The sequence below is a fragment of the Mycobacterium sp. Aquia_216 genome, from assembly GCF_026723865.1.
Classification (GTDB): Bacteria; Actinomycetota; Actinomycetes; order Mycobacteriales; family Mycobacteriaceae; genus Mycobacterium.
Genome location: NZ_CP113529.1, coordinates 3,187,698 through 3,208,180 on the forward strand (window position 1 = coordinate 3,187,698; position 20,483 = coordinate 3,208,180).

Sequence of the window (20,483 nt, forward strand, 5' to 3'; positions counted from 1 at the left end):
CGTCAGCTGGTCGAGATGTCCGTGCTGCAGGACCGCTATCCCGAGGGGCGGATCTCGTCCGGCGGGCGGCAGAGCGGTGCGAGGGAGTGCAACACCAGGGCGGTGACGACGCCGTAGCCGAAATGCGGAATCAGGTCGCTGATCCAGTCGACGAGACTCCAGGTGAGCGGATTGGTCACCCCGAGAATGGTCATCGGTCCGTTGGTGCCGACCAGCGCGATGGCCGACGCGACCAGCGTGGCGACGAGTAATCCCGGGCGCCACCCGAAGGCATACGCCAACCCCAGGATGATGCCCATTCCGATGCCTGCGGCATACCCGGTGAGTGCGCCGAGGCCGGAGAGTCGGTTCGCGAGTACGTCACCGCTGCCGGGGATCGTGAGGCCGAATAGCCTCGCCATCGCCTCGACGGTCCGTTCGGGCGTGCTGCTGGTCGGACGGCCCCGCACCGCGATGTCGAGGTAGGTGATGACATTCAGTGTGGTGGTGCCCGCGGCGCCCGCGGCTGCGCCGCTTAGCAGTCCGGGCCAGACCCGGTTGCCGTGCCGTCCCGACCAGGAGGCTGATTGCCTCGTTTCCATGGCGACGGCCTCCTCGGCTGCCCGGCAAGCGCGAACTTCTCCCGATCATCATAGGTGCGCACCGCAGCGTCATGGCTGGTCGCGGCTCTGTTCATTCAGCGCCAAGGCCGCTGGCCTGCGCGACTTGCGGGTCCGCAACAGGCTGCGCTAGGGGGAGTGGCACACCACGTCGCGTCGCGTTGTGGCACGTTGCGCGCGAACAAATTACAGTGGATTGGGTGAATAACCTTAAGGGCAAGACTGTCGCCGCGCTGTGCAGCGGTGCGGCGGGGCTTGCGCTGGCGCTGTGCGGTATCGGCGTAGCTGCCGCGGCGCCGAATAGCACAACGGCCCCGGAGTCGAGCGTGGTCCCGGCGCCTCCCTCACCAGCGGATACCACCGGCGGCGGCGCCCTCCCGGTCAAACCCGCGGGCGGCGGCCCCTCCTGCATCGCCGGCCTGAACTGCGGGCCGATAAATCCCGACAGGCCGCCTCCCCCAAAGCGTCCCCCGCGTCTTGTGCACGGTCCGGGAGATCCTGCTCCGTTGCCGCAGCATCCCTAGCGGGACGGGTCAGTTCCGGCCCACCAACCGAGTCGCGCGCGGCTTTCCTATCATTTGGTGATGAGCGCCGGTGAGCTGGACACCGTGGGCTCGCCGGCATTCACCGACGAGGACTCGGCCCGCTTTCGCGCGATCGGGTGGTGGTCGGATTCGACGCTGTCGGACGCGGTACGCCGCAACGCCGAACAGTCACCGGCCCGGCGCGCTTATTGCGACGAACCCGGCATCTCCCTGACGTGGCATGAATTCGACGCTGCAGCAACAGGTTTAGCGGGCCAGCTGGCCGGTCTCGGTGTCGCGCGCGGTGATCGGATTGCGGTGTGGCACGGTGACTCCACCGCGATCCACGCGCTATTCGTCGCGATCGAACGCTGTGGCGCCGCCGTCGTCGGCATCGGCGCCCGCGCCGGCACCCGCGAGGCCGGCGCGCTGCTGCGCAACACGGAGCCGAAGATCTTGATCAGCGACCCGAAGCGCAGCGACGCCGCGACCCGGGCCGCAGCAGAATCATCGGTGTCCTTGCTGGTCCTGGGTCACGATGCGGGACTGCCGCGCCTGGACGCCGACGTACCCGCCAAGGCGGTGACGGTCGAATCTCAACTCGGCGCCGACGATGTCTTCCTGATCAACTCCACCTCGGGGACCACGGGCCTGCCCAAGTGCGTCGTGCACACGCAGAACCGTTGGCACTACTTTCACCAGAAGGCCGTCGCCAACGGGCTGCTGGCATCGGACGACGTGTTCTTGCCCGTCATCCCGACGCCTTTCGGCTTCGGAATATGGACCAGCCACACCACCCCGATCTACCTCGGCGCCAGTTCGGTGATCCTGGAGCGCTTCACCGCCACGGCGGCATGTGCGGCGATAGCGCGGCACCAGGTAACCGTATTGTGTTGTGTGAGCTCGCAATTGACGATGCTGATGGCCGACCGCGCGTCCCGCCAGTACGACCTGAGTTCGCTGCGGGTGGTCTTCACCGGCGGCGAAGCGATACCGTACCGGCCCGCCGCCGAATTCGAAGAGTTGACCGGCGCCAAGATCCTGCAATTCTATGGCTCGAATGAAACCGGCCTGCTCAGCGCGACGACCGTGGACGATTCGCTGGAGCGCCGACTGCGCACCGGCGGCCGGATCGTTCCCGAAATGGCAGTCCGGCTCTTCGACGGGGATCAAGACGTCACCGCGACGGGGCGAGGCCAGCCGGCGTGCCGGGGCCCGGCGACCAGCCTCGGCTACCTCGGCGGCACCGACCACGACAAGCTGTTCACCCGCGATGGGTGGATGCTGATGGGCGATATCTGCGAACTCGACGCCGACGGCTACCTCACCGTCACCGGCCGCACGTCCGACTTCATCCTGCGCGGCGGCAAGAACATCAGCGCATCGCAGGTCGAGGACGCCGTCATGACCCACCCCGCGATTGCGCTGGCGGCGGCCGTGGCCATGCCGGATCCGGTTTTCGGGGAAAGGGTCTGTCTGTACGCCGAACTCGCCGACTCCGCGACCGTCGACCTACCCGAACTCGTCAACTACCTTCTGGCCCTTGGGGTTTCGAAGGAATTGCTGCCCGAGCGCCTGATCGTCGTCGAAGAAATACCCCGGTCATCCGGCGGAAAGGTCGCCAAAGGAGATCTCCGCCAAGACATTCGAGCAAGGATGGAGGCTGACGATGAACATGCCTGATCCACGACCAGGTGGCCTCAAGGTGTGGACGCCGTCGGTGGTGCCCCCGATCGGTGTCGACCTGTCCAACGAGCAGGCGCTCGCTGTCGCCTTTCGTCACCTGGCCGGCACCGGCTTCTCCGAGAACATGGCCGGACACATCACCTGGCAGCTCGACGGACAAACCGACATGTTGGTCAATCCGTGGGGCCTGTGGTGGGAGGAACTCACCGCGTCCGATATCTGCTGGGTGGACAGCGACGCCCGGGTAGTCCGCGGTCGTTGGGATGTCACCCCGGCGATCCACATTCACACCGAACTGCACCGGGTCCGCGAGGACGCTCGGGTGGTGATTCACAATCACCCGTATTACGTCTGTGTGCTCGCCGCGCTGGGCAGGCTGCCCGAGCTGGTGCATCAGACCGGGTCGCTGTTTCTGGACGACCTGTGCCTCGTCGACGCCTACGACGGCGAGATCGACAGCCCGGGCCGCGCGGCCGATCTCGTGGCGCGCATCGGAGCCGCCAACCTGACGATCCTGGCCAACCACGGCGTCATCGCGACGGGTCGCAACCTGGCCGAGGCGGTGTACCGGGCGGCGTCGATCGAGCGGGTATGCAAGCTGGCCTACGACGTCATGCTCACGGGCAAGGAGCCGGTCGCGATGAACTGGTCGGACATGGTGGGCATGCAGCGATCACTGATCGAGCGGGCCGCTGACGTGTACTGGGCCGGGGCGGCGCGGATGACCATCAAGGCGGATCCCGATGTGCTCACGTGAGCCCGTCGTGGGGCGTGCGCCAGGGCGGCGCCGCCGCGCACTCTTAGCCATCACCGCACACTCGACGCGCAAGGGGATCGCCGACCATGAAAGCGATTGACGAGCTGGCCTCGAACCTGAACTTCACCACGGCGAAAACCGGCGCGGACCGCACCGTCACTTTCCTGCCGGAGCCGCCCCGGGCACCGCGCCGTTACACGGTGATCTCGGTCGACGATCACATCGTGGAACCCCCGGACACGTTCACCGGCCGCCTGCCACGAAAGTTCGCCGACCGGGCGCCGAGGGTCGTCGACACCGACAGCGGCGGGCAGACGTGGGTTTACGACAATCAGGAACTGCCCAATGTCGGATTCAACGCCGTGGTCGGGCGACCGGTGGCGGAGTACGGCTTCGAACCCGTCCGATTCGACGAAATGCGCAGGGGCGCATGGGATATTCATGAACGCGTCAAAGACATGGACCTCAACGGCATCTACGCATCGCTGAACTTTCCCTCGTTCCTGCCGGGATTCGCCGGCCAGCGGTTGCAGCAGGTGACCACGGATCGCGAGTTGGCACTGGCCTCGGTCCGCGCGTGGAACGATTGGCACCTCGAGGTGTGGGCCGGGTCGTATCCCGAACGGATCATTCCCTGCCAGTTGCCCTGGCTGCTGGATCCCGAACTGGGCGCCGCGATGATCTACGAGAACGCCGAGCGCGGCTTTCACGCCGTGACGTTCAGCGAGAACCCCGCCATGCTCGGACTGCCGAGTATCCATTCGGGTCACTGGGATCCGATCATGGCCGCATGCGCCGAAACCGCAACGGTGGTGAATCTGCACATCGGATCGTCGGGTTCCTCGCCGTCGACGACCGAGGACGCACCGCCGGACGTCCAGGGTGTGCTGTTCTTCGCCTACGCGATCTCGGCGGCGGTCGACTGGCTGTACTCCGGATTGCCCAGTAGATTCCCGGATCTCAAGATCTGTCTGTCCGAAGGCGGAATCGGCTGGGTGGCAGGCTTACTCGATCGGCTCGATCACATGCTCAGCTATCACGCGATGTACGGTACCTGGCAAGCCCTGGGGGAGAAGCTCACTCCCGCAGAGGTTTTCACCCGCAACTTCTGGTTCTGCGCGGTGGAGGACAAGTCGTCGTTCGTGCAGCGCGATCGAATCGGCATGGACAACATCATGCTCGAAGCCGATTATCCGCACTGCGACTCGACCTGGCCGCACACCCAAGAAACGATCCACGAAGAGATCGGTGACCTACCAGCGGCTGCGATCCGCAAGTTCACCTGGGAGAACGCTTCACGCTTGTACCAGCATCCGGTGCCTGCGGCGGTACAGCAGAACCCCGAGGCGTTCTGAAGGCCTTCCGGGAGAGGTCACTTGCCGGACTTCGGGCAGTGGCAGTCATCGGAGTCGGCCATCGCCTCGGTCCGCGCCGCGTTGCGGTACGACGGAGGCCGCTCGCTCCAGGTGGTGAGGGAGACGCCGGGCTGACCATGGCTGTCGCGGATCTCAACGGCCTTGGTGGTCTTCGATGCCACCGGTGTCGTGGTAGTTGGCGACTTCGAACTGGCCTCGAGGCATGACGGCGTCACGACCCAGTCCATGAACTGCCACACCGCGGCAACCAGCGTGATCAGCAGCAAAACCGTCGCGACCGCGTGAGCCACCAGGTAGTAGCAGTATCCGGTTGAGGTTGGTGGTGCGCCGTCGCCGGCAGCAACCATTTTGAACGTCACCTGTCGCATCGAGAGGCCCCTTTCTTGAACCTAGCGGTGTCACCCGCCACAACCGTTGCTCGATAGTTCTTCGGAGCACAGAGTCGCTCGGATGGGCAAAACGTCGTTTCGCGCCAGTAACACCGACCTGACCAGCATGTTCGCCTTACCGGGTTCTCCAGGGGGTGGCCACGAGGGCATCGGATGCGCTTCGCTATCCGTGTGGAGGTGCCGCATGAACGGAGGAGGGGCGATGACGGCGAAGGTCGATTTCAGTTCGGTCCGCTGGGGTTCGGTGGAATGGACGAACCTCGTGACGTTGTACCTACGTGCCCACGAAAGTCGTTCCCGTCATCCGATTCTGGGGGACCATGCCGCCGCGCAGGCCGTCGACCGGATCGACTACGACTTCAAACGAATCCAGCGGAACTCGTTGCCGGCGTCGAACCAGTACCTCGTCGCGCTGCGCGCGAAACTGCTCGACGACTGGTGCGCCGATTTCCTTGCCCGCCATCCCGACGCGGTGGTGTTGCACCTGGGCTGTGGCCTCGACGGCCGGGTCTTTCGCCTCGATGTACCGCCAGCGGTGCGGTGGTTCGACCTCGATCAACCCAGCGTCATCGACCTGCGTCGTCAGCTGTATGACGAAACCGAGCGCTATCGGATGATTGGCTCCTCGGTGACCGACCCGCAGTGGGTCGATCGGATTCCCACCGGCCACCCGACACTTGTCGTCGCCGAAGGACTACTGATGTATGTGGTGGAGAGTGAAGTCCGCCAGCTGGTGGCACGTCTGATCGACCGATTCGATTGCGGCGAAATGCAATTCGACACGCTTTCGGCGCTGGCGCCGCGCATGTCGAAACTGTTCACCAGGGGCATCATCAAGTGGGGCATCGGCAACGCGCGCGAGATAGAAGCATGGAATCCGAAGCTGCGACTGGTCGAGCAGACGCCGGCACTCGCCGGCTACGAGAAAATCGACAGCACCGTCGTGCGGTGGATTTACCGGATCTTCAGCGCCTCGCCGTTCGGCCGGTACGACATGGTCAATCGCTTCGAGTATTGAGCCGGAAACTCACGGCGGCCCCGCTCTCGTCACCCCGCACGGCGCCGTGAATGTTATCAGCGCGCAAATAATTCGCTTTTGCTCTGTGTGATCGTGCGCGACTCAGCTAGCGTTGAATTACCAGCAGCACGCTGGTATGTCGGCCTCAAAAGGCGGATGTGAACTGGAGGTGCCCGATGAGGAAGATCATTGCCGCTGGCGTCCTAGCATTTGCTGGGCTAATGATCACCGGAGTGGGAGTCGGTAACGCTGACGAGATTCTGGTCGAGGGCAACTACGCGACTCAGGCGGGTTGTCTGGCAGACGGTCCGCACGTCGAGGTCGACCACCCGGGGACCTGGACGCATTTCTCATGCGTCCAGCATTCGGATGGGCTTTGGTACCTGTACCTGAGCAACTGAGCTGTTCGCCCGGCGGCCGGTAACCGGTCACAGGGCGGAAGCAAGTCGCCGCAGGATGTCCGCGGTGGGTTCGGCGGTGGCGTGCCGGTATCCCGTTCCCGCCCACAGGTGGACGTAATCTGGTTTCCCTGCCGTTGCCGCGGCTTTGCGCAGCGCGCTGGTCAAGTAATGAATCGCGGGATAACCGAACGGCGCCTGGGCCTCGTGGTTGTCGATGAATGTGTTGCGCAGCCCGCGGGCCGGCCTTCCGGTGAACGCATGCGTCAGCACGGTCTCGGTCCGAGCGGGATCGATCAGCGCCGCCTGATGAGTTGGCGAGGCATCGCTTTCGGTGGCGCGCAGCAAAACGGTGCCGACAACGGCCGCCGCGGCGCCCGCACGGATCACGTCGGCCACCGCGTCGGGTGTGGCCAACCCACCGGCCGCGAGCACCGGCAGCGGCACGGTCGCCGTGACCTGTCTGACGAGGTCCACGACCGGAACCGGCCGCAATGGTTGCCGCGGCGAGAGCGTGGCGGAATGGCCGCCGGCGACCACTGCCTGCAGAGCGAGCATGTCGACACCGGCGCCGTGGGCTTGCGCGGCTTCGTCGGGCGTTGTCACCGTTTGCACGACGATGGTATTGGCCCGCTGCAGCGCGGCGACCACGTTGCGCGGGGGAATGCCGAACGTGAACGACACCATCGGCACCGGGTCGTCGAGCAACAGCGCGACTTTCTCGTCGAACCGGTCGGTGTCCTCGACGGGGTCGGCAGGCAGGTCGAGGCCGAATTGGTCGGCCTCCCTCTGGACGATCGCGGCGTAAGCCCGGTAGTCGTCCGGGTCGACCGGTAGCGGGTTGGGCGCAAACAGGTTGATGCCAAACGGGATTCCTTCGGCGCGAACGGTTTTGATCTCAGCTTCGACGGCTTCCACCGTCTTGTAGCCTGCGGCGAGCATGCCCAATCCGCCCGCGCCGGCTGCGGCCGACACCATCGCCGCAGTGGTCGGGCCCCCCGACATCGGTGCGGCGACCAGCGGAATCGACATCTCGAACTGTGCCAACATCTCAGTGCCCCTCCGCTGGTGCCCGGGTGCGCATCGCCGCGCCAAATCGAGCCTAGTCATTTCTCGGTCGTTCCATTCCGGCGCCGGACCTGACAGGATGCTTCAGCGTGAAGCGGCCTAACTTCTTGGTGATCCTGGCGGACGATCTCGGTTTTTCCGACATCGGTGCCTTCGGCAGCGAGATCGAAACGCCCAACCTCGACCGGCTCGCCCATGCGGGGATCCGGCTCACCGATTTCCATTCCGCGCCGGCCTGTTCGCCCACCCGGGCGATGTTGCTGACCGGAACCGATCATCACGTCGCCGGCATCGGGACGATGCTGGAAGTCGCGATCCCCGGATTTCAGGGTGCGCCAGGATACGAGGGTTATCTCAACGACCGGGTCGTCGCGCTGCCCGAGCTGCTACGCGATGCCGGTTATCTGACGGTGATGTCGGGCAAATGGCATCTGGGCCATACGATTGAAAGATCCCCGTGGGCCCGCGGATTCGAGCGTTCGTTTGCGCTGCTGCCGGCGGGCGCCAGCCACTACGGCGGCTCCGGCGCCCGCGGATTCTCGCCTGTGCCAACGCTTTACACCGAGGATGATCAGTTCGTCACGGTGGGCGACGACTTCTACTCATCGGACTCCTACACCGATACCTTGCTGCGCTACCTCGGTGACCGCGAAGCGGACGACGATCGGCCGTTCTTCGCGTATCTGCCGTTCCAGGCGCCGCACTGGCCGCTGCAGGCACCCGACGAATCCATCGCCAAATACCGCGGTCGTTACGACGCCGGCCCGGACGCGTTGCGCGAGGAGCGGTTGGCCGCTCTCAAGCACCTCGGCCTCTGTGCGCCCGATGTCGAGCCACATCCGGTCGTAGCCGATGGCGCCCCGGAATGGGCCGATATGACCGACGAGGAACGCGCGGTTTCTGCCCGCTCCATGGAGGTCTATGCCGGAATGGTGGACCGAATGGACTGGAACATCGGCCGGGTGATCGACTACCTGACCGAGACCGGCGAGCTGGACAACACGGTCGTGATGTTCATGTCCGACAACGGCGCCGAGGGCGCGATCGTCGAGGCGATGCCGCTGCGCGGCCCGCAAATCGTCGCGCAGATCAAAAAGAATTGCGACAACAGCTTGGAGAACCTGGGTCGGCCGACCTCGTTCATCTGGTATGGCCCCCGTTGGGCACAAGCCGCCACGGCACCGTCGCGCCTGCACAAGGCGTTCACCACCGAGGGCGGGATCCGGGTCGTCGGCTTCGTCACCTGGCCGGGCTTCACCCGCCAGCAGGAGATCGGCACGGCGTTCGCGACCGTCATGGACATCGCGCCCACCGTGCTGGAACTGGCCGGCGTCGAACATCCCGGTGTCTCCTACCGCGGCCGCGACGTCGAACTCATGCGCGGTCGCTCGCTGGTGCCGTATTTATCAGGCGACACCGCTGCGGTACACCCGGGCGAGACCGGCACCGGCTGGGAGTTGTTCGGCCGCCGCGCGATCCGCCAAGGCGACTGGAAGGCCCTCTATCTGCCACCGCCCTACGGGCCGGGCGCCTGGCAGCTCTACGACCTTTCTCGTGACCGGGGCGAGGTCCACGACCTCGCCGCCTCGCATCCCGACAAGCTGGCCGAGCTTCTCGAGTTGTGGGATCGCTACGTCGAAGACAACGGGGTGCTCACCGAGCCGGTTTCGGTGTACGACGTCGACCCGCAACTCCTGGGTTAGTCACTTTTGCGGCAAAACATTTCGGGGGAGCGATGACTGAAGCGACAACCTGCGCGGTGATCGGCGGCGGGCCGGCCGGGATGGTTCTCGGGCTGCTACTGGCCCGGGCGGGTGTCGAGGTCACCCTGCTGGAGAAGCACGGCGACTTTCTCCGTGACTTTCGCGGCGACACGGTGCATCCGACCACGTTGCGACTGCTCGACGAGCTGGGCCTGTGGGAGCGGTTCGCGGCGTTGCCGCACAGCGAGCTGCACAGCGCGAAATTTGAATCGGACGGCCGGTCGGTGACCTACGTCGACTTCGGGCGGTTGCGCCAGCCCCATCCCTTTGTCGCGATGGTGCCGCAATGGGATCTGCTCAACCTGCTCGCCGATGTCGCCCAAGAGGAACCGACCTTCACGTTGCGGATGAAGACGGAGGCCACCGGGGTGTTGCGCGAGGGCGACAGGATCACCGGGGTGCGTTATCAAGGCCCCCACGGGCCGGGCGAGCTGAAGGCCGAGTTGACCGTCGGGTGCGACGGCCGGTGGTCGACGGCGCGCCGGGCGGCCGGACTGCAGAGTCGCGAGTTCCCGGTGAACTTCGACGTGTGGTGGTTCAGCCTGCCGCGCGCGGACGCTCAGGAGTTCTCGTTCTTGCCGCGCGTGGGTCCAGGCAAGGCCCTCGGGGTGATCCCGCGTGAGGGCTACAACCAGATCGCCTACATCGGGGCCAAAGGCACCGACGCGGAGCTGCGGGAGAAAGGCATCGAAGCGTTTCGCCGCGACATCAGAGCGCTCTTGCCGGAATCGGCCGCGGCGGTCGAGACGCTGACGTCCATGGACGACATCAAGCACCTCGATGTCCGGGTGGATCGATTGCGCCGCTGGCACACCGACGGACTGCTGTGCATCGGAGACGCCGCGCACGCGATGTCCCCGCTGGGCGGTGTCGGCATCAACCTGGCGGTCCAGGATGCGGTGGCGGCCGCGACCATCTTGGCCGAGCCGCTACGGCAGCACCGGGTCACCGATCGGGACCTGGCGGCGGTCCGTCGGCGCCGGCTGTTTGCGACCGCGGTGACCCAAGGGGTGCAGCGGTTTCTGCAGCGGGGACTCGGGCCGCTCCTTCGTGGCGCCGACCCCACCCCGCCGGCGGCGCTCCTGGGATTGATGCAGCGACTGCCGTGGCTGTCCTTCCTGCCCGCGTATTTCATCGGTGTCGGAGTCAGACCGGAGCGCGCTCCGGCGTTCGCCCGTCGCTGACCCGTCCCACGCCCGGCGGCGGGGATGAGTACCGTCGGGTCCGTGACTGAACACTTGCGTATCGGCATCTTGGGTGCCGCGCGGATCGCGCCCCCGGCGCTCATCAAGCCCGCCAAGGACAACGCCGAGGTGGTAGTCGCCGCGGTGGCCGCGCGCGACCGGTCGCGTGCGGCAGCCTTCGCCGCGAAACACCACATCGCGCGGGTGCACGACGACTACGACAAACTGGTCGCCGATCCGGATATCGATGCGATCTACAACCCGCTGCCAAACGGCTTGCACGGCAAGTGGACCCGCGCCGCACTGGCCGCCGGCAAACACGTGCTGTGTGAAAAGCCGTTCACGGCCAACGCCGCCGAAGCTCGCGAAATCGCCGAGCTGGCCGCGAAGTCGGATCGAGTGGTGATGGAAGCCTTCCACTACCGCTACCATCCGCTGACCTTGCGGGTCGAGGAGATCATCGCTTCGGGAGAGCTGGGCCCCCTGCAGCGGGTGGAAGCCTCCTTGTGCTTCCCGCTGCCGAAGTTCTCCGACATCCGGTACAACTACGCGCTGGCCGGCGGCGCCCTGATGGATGCGGGGTGCTATACGGTTCACATGGTCCGTACATTCGGCGGGTCGACACCGGAAGTCGTTTCGGCGCAAGCGAAACTGCACGATCCTCGGATCGACCGGGTCATGACGGCCGAGTTGCGCTTTGCCGCCGGACACACCGGGCGAGTGCACTGCTCCATGTGGTCGGGGCGGCTGTTCGACATCAGTGCCAAGGTAATCGGCGAACGCGGGCAGCTGCATGTGCTCAATCCGGCGATGCCCCAGATGTTCCATCGTCTCTCGGTCCGGACGGCCGACGACAATCGTGTGGAAAGTTTTCCACGCCGCGCCTCTTACGCCTACCAGCTCGACGCGTTCGCCAACGCGGTGCTGCGTGGCACACCGCTGAAAACAACCCCGGAAGATGCGATCGAGAACATGACCGTCATTGACGCGATCTACCGTGCGGCGGGGCTGCCGCTTCGCGAGCCGAGCTGAAAATCATTGCCCACGTTCGGCTAACAAGCGGCGGGCCGCCTCCACGCACGGACGTATTCGATCGATCGGGCTGACCCCGGCCAACGCCAGTGAGCGCCTGGGTACTTCGATTTCGAGCACGATGTCGTCGGGAAGCACGGCCAGGATGTCGGTGAGCGGGAGTTGGCCTTCGCCGGGAACCATCCGCTCGAACATGGCTTCCTCCAGGTAGTTGTCCAGGCGCGGCTGCAGCGTCGTGTCGTTGAGTTGGGCGTAGCCGATGTGTTCTGGGTCGACGGCCGCGAGCTCGGCGGGGCCGGATCCGGAGCGCACCAGATGCATGGTGTCGATCAGCAATCGGAACTCCGGTCGTCCGACGTGTTCTCGTGCGGCCAGTGCGGTGGGCAGGTCTCCCACGGTCAGCCCGGGTACCGGTTCGACGACCGTCTGGATGCCGCGCTGGGCGGCCAGTTCGGTCAGCGCCGCGAACTGGTCGAAGGTGCGGCCGAGATCGGGATCCAGACTGACAACGTTGATCCGCGGCACGTCGAGCTCGGCCAGCACATCGAGATCCGCACCGAACGAACTGATTTCGGTATCCGCCAGCAGCAGGAAGCCATCGCCCAGCGAGGCGGCCACGCCGCGGTGCTGCATCGCTGCGTGCACGTCCTTGCGTAGTTGGGCGTCGTCCTTCAGCGAAAAGGGCGGATAGCCCAGCGGCACCAATGGTGCGCCCTGCACGACCGCGGAAATATATCGGCAGCCAAGATCTGCGGCAAGGTCGACGAATTCTATGGGCGGAAGGCCGAATCCGTTGAGGAACCCGATGGCCAGGTCGGTCATGAGGGGAGCCCCGCCAATCGGGCCAACTGGGCGGCGGCCGGAGCGGTTTGCGTCGTGAGCGCGATCTGCCCAGAGGCGACCTGTGATTGGATCATCGGCGCTTCCAGAACCAGGTCGTCGCGGACGAACGCGATGTGGGCGTGCAGATGTTCCGCGGTGTAGGACGCCCACGCGGTCGCCGAGGCCGAGTCCATCCTCAGGTTCACTTCGTAGAAATCCGATGTCAGCGGCTTGGGTGCGTCCACCTGGGTCAGCTCGAGCCGCATCGTCTCCGGCCCCAACGTGTACCGCGTGCCCCGGGCGAGGTCGCAGGTCACGAGAACGTTGGCGGGCGGGGCCGGGGCGGCCGGATTGGTCGGCGGGCATTTGTCGGGTGTGGTCGGCTGCGATTTCTCGACGGGCCGGACCGGTAACGGCTGAATTCTCGCGGCCGGCACCACGGCTGGGGCCATTGGCCCGGTGGTGCTGGTAGTGCTGGTGGAGGCGGCGGGTGCGGCGGAGTGCTGGGTCGGGTGGCAGCCGCAGGCCAGCGCGCCGAGCAGGATGGCACCGATCAGCCGAGCCGTCGTCACCGAGATCATCGAACCGTGGAACGCCACCGCATCCCTTTCGACGTGTGGGCCGGGCGCTTTACGGACACTACGAACATAGAGTATGGTCGTGCTGCACGTCAGCGAATGTTCACTTTAGATCCTTGCCACGAAAGCCTGCGTTCATGGCTCGATACACGTCCGCTTCGGCGAAAAGACGAAAGCCCAATCCCGCGGAGCGCCGTCGTGACCTGTGCGACGCGGCGATCGAGCTGTTGGCCGCGGACGGGGCCAAGGGATTGAGTCACCTCAAGGTGGACCGCAAAGCGGGCGTTCCCGACGGCACCACATCGTTCTATTTCCGAACCCGCTCCGCACTCTTGCGTGCGGTCGCCGAGCGGCTGGCTGAACTGGATCTGGAACGGCTGCAGTCCATCGCCGACAGCACCGGCAGTCGGGACGACAACCCCACGCCGTCGCTGTTGTCGCAGGTGGTCCTTCAGGCCGCGACCGAGCCACAGCTGTCCTGGACAAAGGCCCGTTATGAGCTGACGATGCAAGCTGCTCGCGACCCGGCGATGGCCGCGATTCTGCAGCAAGCCACGGACGCATTCACCAAGTTGCACAGCGAGATCCTCGTGCAGCTGATGCCGCACGGTGCCGAGTTGGAATCGGCCGTGGTCGAGGATCTGAGCAACGTCACGCTGACGTTCATCAACGGTCTGCTGCTGCGGTCTGCCCACGGAGACCGCATCGTCAACAGTCCGGAGCAACTCGACTCGATCCTGTCGGCGATCGCTGCCGGCATTCTGAAGAGCCCGGACAGCGGCCGGCTGACCGTCGGCGACAAACCGGACTCGACGCGCCGACTCGACACAGGTTAGCGGTGGACTTCGCGGCACTGGGGCTTGCCAGAGCATCCGCTATATGGTTCTCTACGAGAATAGAGTGAGCCGACGCTCACGGACCGTCGGCAAGCCCGCCGTCAGCCGAGTCCGTGCGCTTGTCAGAGCGACTCATTTAAGCGGAGTGTACAAATTGCCCGAACCGGATCCGGCCCTGGACCGCTGGCGGTCCCAGTGCTGTGCACACGATGTCGGGAGTCGAAATTGGAAGCGCTAGGAGGGATTTCGTGACGACCAGCACTGAGAGCCATCTTCGATTCGATCCGTACGACGTCGAACTGATCGCTGACCCTTATCCGATGTTCGCCCGGCTGCGTGAAGAGGCGCCGCTGTACTACAACGCGGAATACGACTTTTACGCGGTAAGCCGGTTCGCGGACGTTAACAAAGCGCTGGTGGACCACCAAACGTTCAGTTCCGCCCGAGGTGCGATCCTGGAGTTGATCAAGGCCAACCTCGAAATTCCACCGGGCATGCTGATCTTCGAAGACCCGCCCATCCACGACGTACACCGCAAGCTGCTGTCGCGGATGTTCACGCCGCGCAAGATCAACGCGCTGGAGCCGATGATCCGTGAGTACTGCGTCCAAGCGCTCGATCCGATTGTCGGAACGGGCCGCTTCGACTTCGTCAACGACTTGGGTGCCCAGATGCCGATGAAGGTCATCAGCGCCCTGCTCGGCATTCCCGACGACGACCAGGAATTCGTCCGCGACCACGTCAACGCCCAGATGCGCACCGAGGCGGGCAAGCCCATGGACCACACCAAGGGTCTGTCGGCGGGCGAGATGTTCGAGGCCTACATCGACTGGCGTGCCGAGAATCCGTCCGACGACATCATGACCGACCTGCTCAACGTCGAATTCGTCGACGATACCGGTACCACCCGGCGACTGACCCGCGGAGAGATCCTGGTTTACCTCAACGTCGTCGCGGGCGCGGGTAATGAGACGACGACGCGGCTGATCGGTTGGGCCGGCAAGGTTCTCGCCGAGCACCCCGATCAGCGGCGTGAACTTGCCCAGAATCCCGCGCTGGTCCCGCAGGCGATTGAGGAACTGCTGCGCTACGAGCCCCCCGCGCCGCACATCTCGCGATATGTCACCCAAGACGTCAGCTTCCACGACCAGACGGTGCCCGAGGGCAGCGTGATGATGATGCTGATCGGAGCGGCGTGCCGTGACCCCCGCCAGTTCGGCCCGGACGCAGAGGATTTCAACATCCACCGCACGGCACGACCGCATCTGACCTTCAGCGTCGGCGCGCACTTCTGCCTGGGCTCCGCGCTCGCCCGGCTGGAAGGGCGCATCGCCTTGGAGGAAATCCTCAAACGGTTCCCCGAGTGGGAAGTCGACCTGACCAACGCCACGCTCAGCCCGACCTCGACGGTGCGAGGTTGGGAGTCGCTTCCAGCTCTGGTGCCCTGATGACCGGCCGGGTCGAGGGCAAGGTCGCCTTCGTCAGTGGGGCCGCTCGCGGACAGGGCCGCAGTCATGCGGTGCGCTTGGCGCAGGAGGGCGCCGACATCATCGCGATCGACATATGCGGGCCGATCGATAACCTGGCCTACCCGCATTCCACCCCGGCGGATCTCGCCGAAACCGCCGATCTGGTCAAGAACCTCGACCGGCGCATCGTCACAGCGCAGGTCGACGTCCGCGACTACGAGACACTCAAAACCGCCGTCGACAACGGAGTCGAGGAGCTCGGCCGCCTCGACATCATCGTCGCGAACGCAGGTGTGGGCACCGACGGCCGCAAACTGCACAAGATAAGTGAGAACGTCTGGCAGGACATGATCGACATCAACCTCAGCGGTGTTTGGCACACGGTGAAAGCGGGTGTACCGCACATTCTTTCGGGTGGCCGCGGCGGATCGATCGTGCTCACCAGCTCGGTCGGCGGGCGTAAGGCCTACCAGAACACCGGTCATTATGTGGCCGCCAAGCATGGCGTCATCGGCCTGATGCGTGCCTTCGCCGTCGAACTGGGCCAGGGCATGATCCGGGTGAACTCGGTACTGCCGACCCAGGTCAGCACCACTATGGTGATGAACGACAATACCTTTCGGCTCTTTCGCCCCGACCTGCCCAATCCCGGGCCCGAGGACTTCGCCCCGATCTCTCAGATGATGCATACATTGCCGGTGCCCTGGGTGGATCCCATCGACATCAGCAACGCGGTCCTGTTCTTCGCCTCTGACGAATCTCGTTATGTCACCGGCGTTTCGCTTCCCGTCGATGCGGGCAGCTTGCTCAAATAACCACTAACTGAATTAAGCACAACGAAGTGGAGAAGTTCATGCCTGAATTTGACTACGAAAAGTTGAAGAAGGAAGCCGAGCAGTACATCAAGTTCGAGAAGGATAAGAAGAACCGGATCGCCTACATCACCTTCGATCGCCCCGATGCCCAGAATGCCACCAGTCTGGGGATGCGGCAGAATTACGCCGATCTGATCCACAAGTGCAATGTGGACGACGACGTCAAGGTCGTCGTGATCCGCGGCGAGGGAGAGGATTTCGGCAGCGGTGGCGACTTGCCCGAGCAGCGTCCCATGCTAGAGAACCCCGGCCTACCGCTGCATCACGAGCTGGCGATCAACGACGACGACGTCAAGTACCCGCCCGGAGGCTCGTACCGCTACCTGTCCACCGTCACCGACTTCTACGCGAAGGCCCGCGCGGGAAACCGTCCGCTGCAAGAGCTCCGGAAGATCAGCATCATCGAGGCCAAGGGCTACTGCTACGGTTGGCACTTCTACCAGGCGGGCGACGCCGACCTGGTGATCTCGTCCGACGACGCCCTGTTCGGTCACCCGGCCTTCCGTTACGTGGGCTGGGGACCCCGGCTGTGGTGGTGGGCCGAGACGATGGGTCTGCGCAAGTTCTCCGAAATGCTGTTCACCGGGCGACCCTTCAGCGCCAAGGAAATGTACGAATGTGGCTTCGTCAACAGCGTCGTGCCCCGCGACAAGCTGGAAGACGAGACGCTGAAGTACGCGCTGGCATGCTCACGCTCCCGGCCGACCGACACCGTGGCGGTGCAGAAGACGTTCCTGGAGCTGTACAAGCAGCACAAGGGTGAGTACTTCGGCAGCCTGCTGACCGGCATGGTCGAGGGCATGTTGCCGATGATCCAGAACGACGCGCAGAACGACGTCGACCTCACCGGTGGCACCTTCGAAAAGGGCCTCAACAACGTGGTCAAGGACAACGACATGAACTTCCCGCCGGAGTGGCGTCTGAGCCGCTCGGGTCGCGCGAAGCCCTGATCGCTTTGGGAGAGCTCGCATGTCGGCGCTGAGCGGGTTCAGGGTCGTAGAGCTGGCCGGGTCGGTCGCGGCGGAGTACTGCGGAAAACTGCTGGCCGACTTCGGCGCCGAGGTAATCAAGGTCGAGTCGCCCGGGTGCGGCAGCCCCACCCGGGCGATGGCCTCACGCGTGGGCGGCGGGCCCGACGGTAGTGCGTTATTTGCCTACCTCAACACCAACAAGCAATCCGTCGAGCTCGACGTCGCCAGCGCCGCCGGCGTCGAGCACCTCCACGAGCTGATCGGCACGGCAGATGCGGTGATCGACGACCGCACGACCCCTTGGGCTGACCGGTATCCAAATGTGGTGTTCTGTTCGATCACACCGTTCGGCCAGGGTGCACCGGCCGAGTACCAAAATGCCAAGAGCATCAATGTGTTCCACGCGAGCGGCTGGGGATATCACACGCCCAGCCACCCCGACCCCGCCAAACCGCCGTTGCAGGGGCCGGGCCGGTTCATGGCCGACTACGAAGCGGGATTAGAGGCGGCGCTGTGCACGGCGGCAACGCTGTTCGGACGTCTGCACAGCGGCCGCGGCGAGTTCATCGACGTTTCCCAGCATGCCGTGCTGGTCTCGCGCGCCGATTGCATCCTAGGGCGGCTGGTCACCGGCGAAATCCCCGCCCTGGGCGCCCGCGACGATTACGACCAACAGGGCCCGGCGTCGTTTTTCGCCTGCGCCGATGGCTTCGTCTACCTGTACATGACCAGCCGTGCACACTGGCTCGGCGTCAAGAAGCTGATGGGTCAGCCCGAGTGGCTGGACGAATTCGACGACGACTGGCTGGAGTTCTCGGTCACTGCCGAAAAGGTCGCGGCATTTCGACAGGGTTTCGCGGCCTGGGTCGTTGACTTGGCCAAGGAGACGGCGGCCGACGAAGCCCAGCGACTGGGCGTGCCGCTGGTTCCGGTCAACGAGGCCGCGGATCTGTATCGTTCGCCGCAGTATCGCCACCGCGGCTTTTTCCAGCACGTCGACCACCCGGTGGTGGGCCAGGCAACCTATCCCACCGTTCCGTATGCCCTGAGCGTTTCTCCTGCTGAAATCGCCACGGCCGCACCGACTCTCGGTCAACACACGGACGCGGTGCTGCAAAGCGCCATTGGCCACATAGCTCCGGTGGCGCGGGACCCCCAACTCAAGGGATCGAAGACTCGGCGCGGCGGACCGCTGGCGGGGGTGCGCGTCGTCGAGCTCACCAAGGTGTGGGCCGGCCCGTATGCCGGCAAACTGCTGGCACTGTTGGGTGCCGAGGTGATCAAGGTCGAAACGGCGGCGCTGCCCGAGGAGATGCGCGCCTACGGTGGCACCGACATCAACCACGCACCGTTCTTTCTCAGCATCAATCCCGAGATCCTCAGCGTGGACCTCGATATCAAGTCGCCCCGGGGCATGACACACCTGCGTGAGCTGATCGCCCGCAGCGACATCGTGATCAACAACCTGCGCCCCGGCGCGATGGAACGCCAAGGCCTGGGGTATCAGCAGCTCACCGAAATCAAGCCGGACATCATCTCGGTGTCGATCAAAATGTGGGGCAACGACGGCCCGCTCGGTCATCAGACCGGCTATGCGCCCTGCTTCGCCGCGCTGGCCGGGATTGCCCCGCTGGTCGGCTATCCGGGCGGGCCCCCGCTGGGAACCAGCATGCGCTACGGAGATTCCACGGTCGGTGCGGCGGCCGCATACGCCGCGGTGGTCGCGCTGCTGCACCGCGAGCTCAGTGGCGCGGGGCAATTCGTCGACGTCTCGGCCGTCGAGACGCTCTCCTCGATGATCGGGGACTGTCTGCTCGAACAAAGCCTCACCGGCCGACGCCTCGGGCCCGACGGCAACAACCACCCCGACATGTGCCCACATGGCTGCTACCCCTGCGCGGACGGATCCTGGATCAGCGTTGCCGTGGCGAACGACGCCGAATGGCGGCGCCTGTGCGACGTGCTGCAAGCGTCCGCGCTGGTCGATGATCCGCGCTACACCGCCATGGCGGAGCGACACAAACATGTGGAATCCCTCGATGCCGATCTCGCGCGGATGACGCGGGATCTCGACGCCGCGGGCCTCGCCCATTCTCTGCGCCTTGCGGGAGTGCCGGCCACCAAGAGCGCCACCGCCATCGACGTGATCGGCGACCAACAACTCTGGGACCGCGAGCTGTATCGCTTTGTCACCGACCACCGCGAAGGCCAGCGTCCGATCCTGGGCCCGTCGTGGCGGCTGACACGCGGGCCGGCGCGCATCGAGCGGGGCGCACCCGACTTGGGCGAGGACACGGACTATGTTCTCCACGAGATACTGGGCGAGGCTTCGCCGTCGGAGGCGACCCGTTCACCGATGATGGGCGAAACATGACGACGACACTGACGAAGACCGCGGCCTTGGTGACCGGTGCCAGCAGCGGCATCGGCGCGGCGACGGCGCGCGCGCTCGCCGCTCAAGGTGCCGCGGTCGCCCTATTGGCACGCCGGGCCGAACGGCTGGCCGACCTGAAGGCCGACATTGAATCCGCCGGCGGCACAGCGCTCGTCGTGCCCGCCGACGTCACCGACGCGGAGCAGGTCGTGGCCGCCGTGCAGGGTACTGTCGCCGAGTTCGGGCGACTCGACATCCTGGTGAACAACGCGGGGCTGATGCAGTCGGGGCCCGCCGACCAGGCGCCGCTACGGGATTGGGATCAGATGGTGTCGGTCAACGTGCAGGGGGTTCTCTACGCCACCCGCGCCGCGCTTCCCCACTTGATCGAGGCGGCCGCCGACGCGGCGCGGGGGGTGGCCGATCTGGTCACCATCAGCTCGACCGCGGGCTGGGTGGCGCGGCCCAACACCGCGGTGTATTCGTTGACCAAGTTCGGCGTGAACGCCTTCAGTGAGGGGCTGCGCCAAGAGGTACTCGGCAAGCGGGTCCGGGTCGGCGTGGTGGGCCCCGGAACCGTCGACACCGAAATCTTCAGCCATCTCGCCGAATCCTCGCGGGAGGCATTCGAGAAGCAGACGGCCGGCATGGTCAAGCTGCGGCCCGAGGACATCGCCGACGCGGTGTTGTTCATGGTGACCCGCGATCGGCGGGTGGCGGTCAACCACATGCTGGTGCGCGCGGCCGAACAGACCTGGTAACCG

The 20,483-nt window shown here is 65.2% G+C and carries 20 protein-coding genes; 15 read left to right on the forward strand and 5 right to left on the reverse strand.

Going from position 1 to position 20,483, the window contains the following annotated elements; translation table 11 throughout:
• Positions 1-35: 35 nt before the first annotated feature.
• Positions 36-581 (reverse strand): hypothetical protein, encoded by a 546-nt coding sequence (locus OK015_RS14790; protein ID WP_268123880.1) that lies wholly within the window; start codon positions 579-581, stop codon positions 36-38.
• Positions 582-799: 218 nt separating this feature from the next.
• On the opposite strand from OK015_RS14790, the gene OK015_RS14795 reads away from it, so the two are divergent.
• The 4 genes from OK015_RS14795 to OK015_RS14810 all read left to right on the forward strand — a co-directional run bounded on the left by OK015_RS14795 (position 800) and on the right by OK015_RS14810 (position 4,921).
• Positions 800-1,123 (forward strand): hypothetical protein, encoded by a 324-nt coding sequence (locus OK015_RS14795; protein ID WP_268123882.1) that lies wholly within the window; start codon positions 800-802, stop codon positions 1,121-1,123.
• Between the two features lie 60 nt (positions 1,124-1,183).
• Positions 1,184-2,806, forward strand: coding sequence for a class I adenylate-forming enzyme family protein (locus OK015_RS14800; RefSeq protein ID WP_268123884.1), 1,623 nt, complete (start codon positions 1,184-1,186; stop codon positions 2,804-2,806).
• A complete protein-coding gene (locus tag OK015_RS14805; protein WP_268123887.1) occupies positions 2,793-3,566 on the forward strand; it encodes a class II aldolase/adducin family protein in 774 nt (257 codons plus the stop codon). Before OK015_RS14800 ends, OK015_RS14805 begins: the two co-directional genes overlap by 14 nt.
• An 86-nt stretch (positions 3,567-3,652) precedes the next feature.
• A complete protein-coding gene (locus OK015_RS14810) occupies positions 3,653-4,921 on the forward strand; it encodes an amidohydrolase family protein (protein ID WP_268123889.1) in 1,269 nt (422 codons plus the stop codon).
• 17 nt (positions 4,922-4,938) lie between these two features.
• Here OK015_RS14810 and OK015_RS14815 read toward each other — a convergent pair whose 3' ends face one another.
• Positions 4,939-5,310, reverse strand: coding sequence for a hypothetical protein (locus OK015_RS14815; protein ID WP_268123891.1), 372 nt, complete (start codon positions 5,308-5,310; stop codon positions 4,939-4,941).
• Between the two features lie 223 nt (positions 5,311-5,533).
• On the opposite strand from OK015_RS14815, the gene OK015_RS14820 reads away from it, so the two are divergent.
• A complete protein-coding gene (locus tag OK015_RS14820; RefSeq protein WP_268123893.1) occupies positions 5,534-6,349 on the forward strand; it encodes a class I SAM-dependent methyltransferase in 816 nt (271 codons plus the stop codon).
• Positions 6,350-6,570: 221 nt separating this feature from the next.
• Positions 6,571-6,750 (forward strand): hypothetical protein, encoded by a 180-nt coding sequence (locus OK015_RS14825; RefSeq protein WP_268123895.1) that lies wholly within the window; start codon positions 6,571-6,573, stop codon positions 6,748-6,750.
• A 27-nt stretch (positions 6,751-6,777) separates the two neighbouring features.
• Here the strand turns inward: OK015_RS14825 and OK015_RS14830 are convergent, their stop codons facing one another.
• Entirely contained in the window at positions 6,778-7,797 is a 1,020-nt protein-coding gene (locus OK015_RS14830) for a nitronate monooxygenase (protein ID WP_268123897.1), read from the reverse strand.
• Between the two features lie 107 nt (positions 7,798-7,904).
• Between OK015_RS14830 and OK015_RS14835 the strand changes: the two genes are divergently transcribed.
• The 3 genes from OK015_RS14835 to OK015_RS14845 are packed head-to-tail and all read left to right on the forward strand — an operon-like array spanning position 7,905 to position 11,794.
• The gene (locus OK015_RS14835; RefSeq protein ID WP_268123899.1) at positions 7,905-9,518 is read left to right on the forward strand and encodes an arylsulfatase; all 1,614 of its coding nucleotides are present in this window, start codon (positions 7,905-7,907) and stop codon (positions 9,516-9,518) included.
• A gap of 32 nt (positions 9,519-9,550) precedes the next feature.
• Positions 9,551-10,762: an FAD-dependent oxidoreductase gene (locus OK015_RS14840; protein WP_268123901.1), complete on the forward strand. Its 1,212-nt coding sequence runs from the start codon at positions 9,551-9,553 to the stop codon at positions 10,760-10,762.
• Positions 10,763-10,804: 42 nt separating this feature from the next.
• The gene (locus OK015_RS14845) at positions 10,805-11,794 is read left to right on the forward strand and encodes a Gfo/Idh/MocA family protein (protein ID WP_442791113.1); all 990 of its coding nucleotides are present in this window, start codon (positions 10,805-10,807) and stop codon (positions 11,792-11,794) included.
• Between the two features lie 3 nt (positions 11,795-11,797).
• Here OK015_RS14845 and OK015_RS14850 read toward each other — a convergent pair whose 3' ends face one another.
• Together OK015_RS14850 and OK015_RS14855 are read right to left on the reverse strand one after the other, a co-directional pair.
• Positions 11,798-12,616, reverse strand: a complete 819-nt coding sequence (locus tag OK015_RS14850; RefSeq protein ID WP_268123906.1) for a sugar phosphate isomerase/epimerase family protein — start codon at positions 12,614-12,616, stop codon at positions 11,798-11,800.
• Positions 12,613-13,215 (reverse strand): SecDF P1 head subdomain-containing protein, encoded by a 603-nt coding sequence (locus OK015_RS14855; protein ID WP_268123908.1) that lies wholly within the window; start codon positions 13,213-13,215, stop codon positions 12,613-12,615. The genes OK015_RS14850 and OK015_RS14855 overlap by 4 nt, the downstream gene beginning before the upstream one ends.
• Before the next feature lie 116 nt (positions 13,216-13,331).
• Here OK015_RS14855 and OK015_RS14860 point away from each other — a divergent pair, with 116 nt between their 5' ends.
• The 6 genes from OK015_RS14860 (at position 13,332) to OK015_RS14885 (ending at position 20,480) form a co-directional block, all read left to right on the forward strand.
• Positions 13,332-14,030 (forward strand): TetR/AcrR family transcriptional regulator, encoded by a 699-nt coding sequence (locus tag OK015_RS14860; RefSeq protein ID WP_268123910.1) that lies wholly within the window; start codon positions 13,332-13,334, stop codon positions 14,028-14,030.
• Positions 14,031-14,278: 248 nt separating this feature from the next.
• The gene (locus tag OK015_RS14865) at positions 14,279-15,478 is read left to right on the forward strand and encodes a cytochrome P450 (RefSeq protein ID WP_268123912.1); all 1,200 of its coding nucleotides are present in this window, start codon (positions 14,279-14,281) and stop codon (positions 15,476-15,478) included.
• Complete coding sequence (locus tag OK015_RS14870; RefSeq protein WP_268123914.1) at positions 15,478-16,314, forward strand: mycofactocin-coupled SDR family oxidoreductase; 837 nt, start codon at positions 15,478-15,480, stop codon at positions 16,312-16,314. The genes OK015_RS14865 and OK015_RS14870 overlap by 1 nt, the downstream gene beginning before the upstream one ends.
• Positions 16,315-16,352: 38 nt before the next feature.
• The gene (locus OK015_RS14875) at positions 16,353-17,324 is read left to right on the forward strand and encodes an enoyl-CoA hydratase/isomerase family protein (RefSeq protein WP_268123916.1); all 972 of its coding nucleotides are present in this window, start codon (positions 16,353-16,355) and stop codon (positions 17,322-17,324) included.
• Between the two features lie 19 nt (positions 17,325-17,343).
• Entirely contained in the window at positions 17,344-19,719 is a 2,376-nt protein-coding gene (locus OK015_RS14880; protein WP_268123918.1) for a CaiB/BaiF CoA transferase family protein, read from the forward strand.
• Complete coding sequence (locus OK015_RS14885) at positions 19,716-20,480, forward strand: SDR family NAD(P)-dependent oxidoreductase (RefSeq protein ID WP_268123920.1); 765 nt, start codon at positions 19,716-19,718, stop codon at positions 20,478-20,480. The genes OK015_RS14880 and OK015_RS14885 overlap by 4 nt, the downstream gene beginning before the upstream one ends.
• The last annotated feature ends 3 nt before the right edge of the window (positions 20,481-20,483 follow it).

Coding starts and splice junctions, on each gene's coding strand:
- OK015_RS14790 (WP_268123880.1), bottom strand. CDS start 581: ATGGAAACGAGGCAATCAGCCTCCTGGTCGGGACGGCACGGCAACCGG.
- OK015_RS14800 (WP_268123884.1), top strand. CDS start 1,184: ATGAGCGCCGGTGAGCTGGACACCGTGGGCTCGCCGGCATTCACCGAC.
- OK015_RS14805 (WP_268123887.1), top strand. CDS start 2,793: ATGAACATGCCTGATCCACGACCAGGTGGCCTCAAGGTGTGGACGCCG.
- OK015_RS14810 (WP_268123889.1), top strand. CDS start 3,653: ATGAAAGCGATTGACGAGCTGGCCTCGAACCTGAACTTCACCACGGCG.
- OK015_RS14815 (WP_268123891.1), bottom strand. CDS start 5,310: ATGCGACAGGTGACGTTCAAAATGGTTGCTGCCGGCGACGGCGCACCA.
- OK015_RS14820 (WP_268123893.1), top strand. CDS start 5,534: ATGACGGCGAAGGTCGATTTCAGTTCGGTCCGCTGGGGTTCGGTGGAA.
- OK015_RS14825 (WP_268123895.1), top strand. CDS start 6,571: ATGATCACCGGAGTGGGAGTCGGTAACGCTGACGAGATTCTGGTCGAG.
- OK015_RS14830 (WP_268123897.1), bottom strand. CDS start 7,797: ATGTTGGCACAGTTCGAGATGTCGATTCCGCTGGTCGCCGCACCGATG.
- OK015_RS14840 (WP_268123901.1), top strand. CDS start 9,551: ATGACTGAAGCGACAACCTGCGCGGTGATCGGCGGCGGGCCGGCCGGG.
- OK015_RS14850 (WP_268123906.1), bottom strand. CDS start 12,616: ATGACCGACCTGGCCATCGGGTTCCTCAACGGATTCGGCCTTCCGCCC.
- OK015_RS14860 (WP_268123910.1), top strand. CDS start 13,332: ATGGCTCGATACACGTCCGCTTCGGCGAAAAGACGAAAGCCCAATCCC.
- OK015_RS14870 (WP_268123914.1), top strand. CDS start 15,478: ATGACCGGCCGGGTCGAGGGCAAGGTCGCCTTCGTCAGTGGGGCCGCT.
- OK015_RS14875 (WP_268123916.1), top strand. CDS start 16,353: ATGCCTGAATTTGACTACGAAAAGTTGAAGAAGGAAGCCGAGCAGTAC.
- OK015_RS14880 (WP_268123918.1), top strand. CDS start 17,344: ATGTCGGCGCTGAGCGGGTTCAGGGTCGTAGAGCTGGCCGGGTCGGTC.
- OK015_RS14885 (WP_268123920.1), top strand. CDS start 19,716: ATGACGACGACACTGACGAAGACCGCGGCCTTGGTGACCGGTGCCAGC.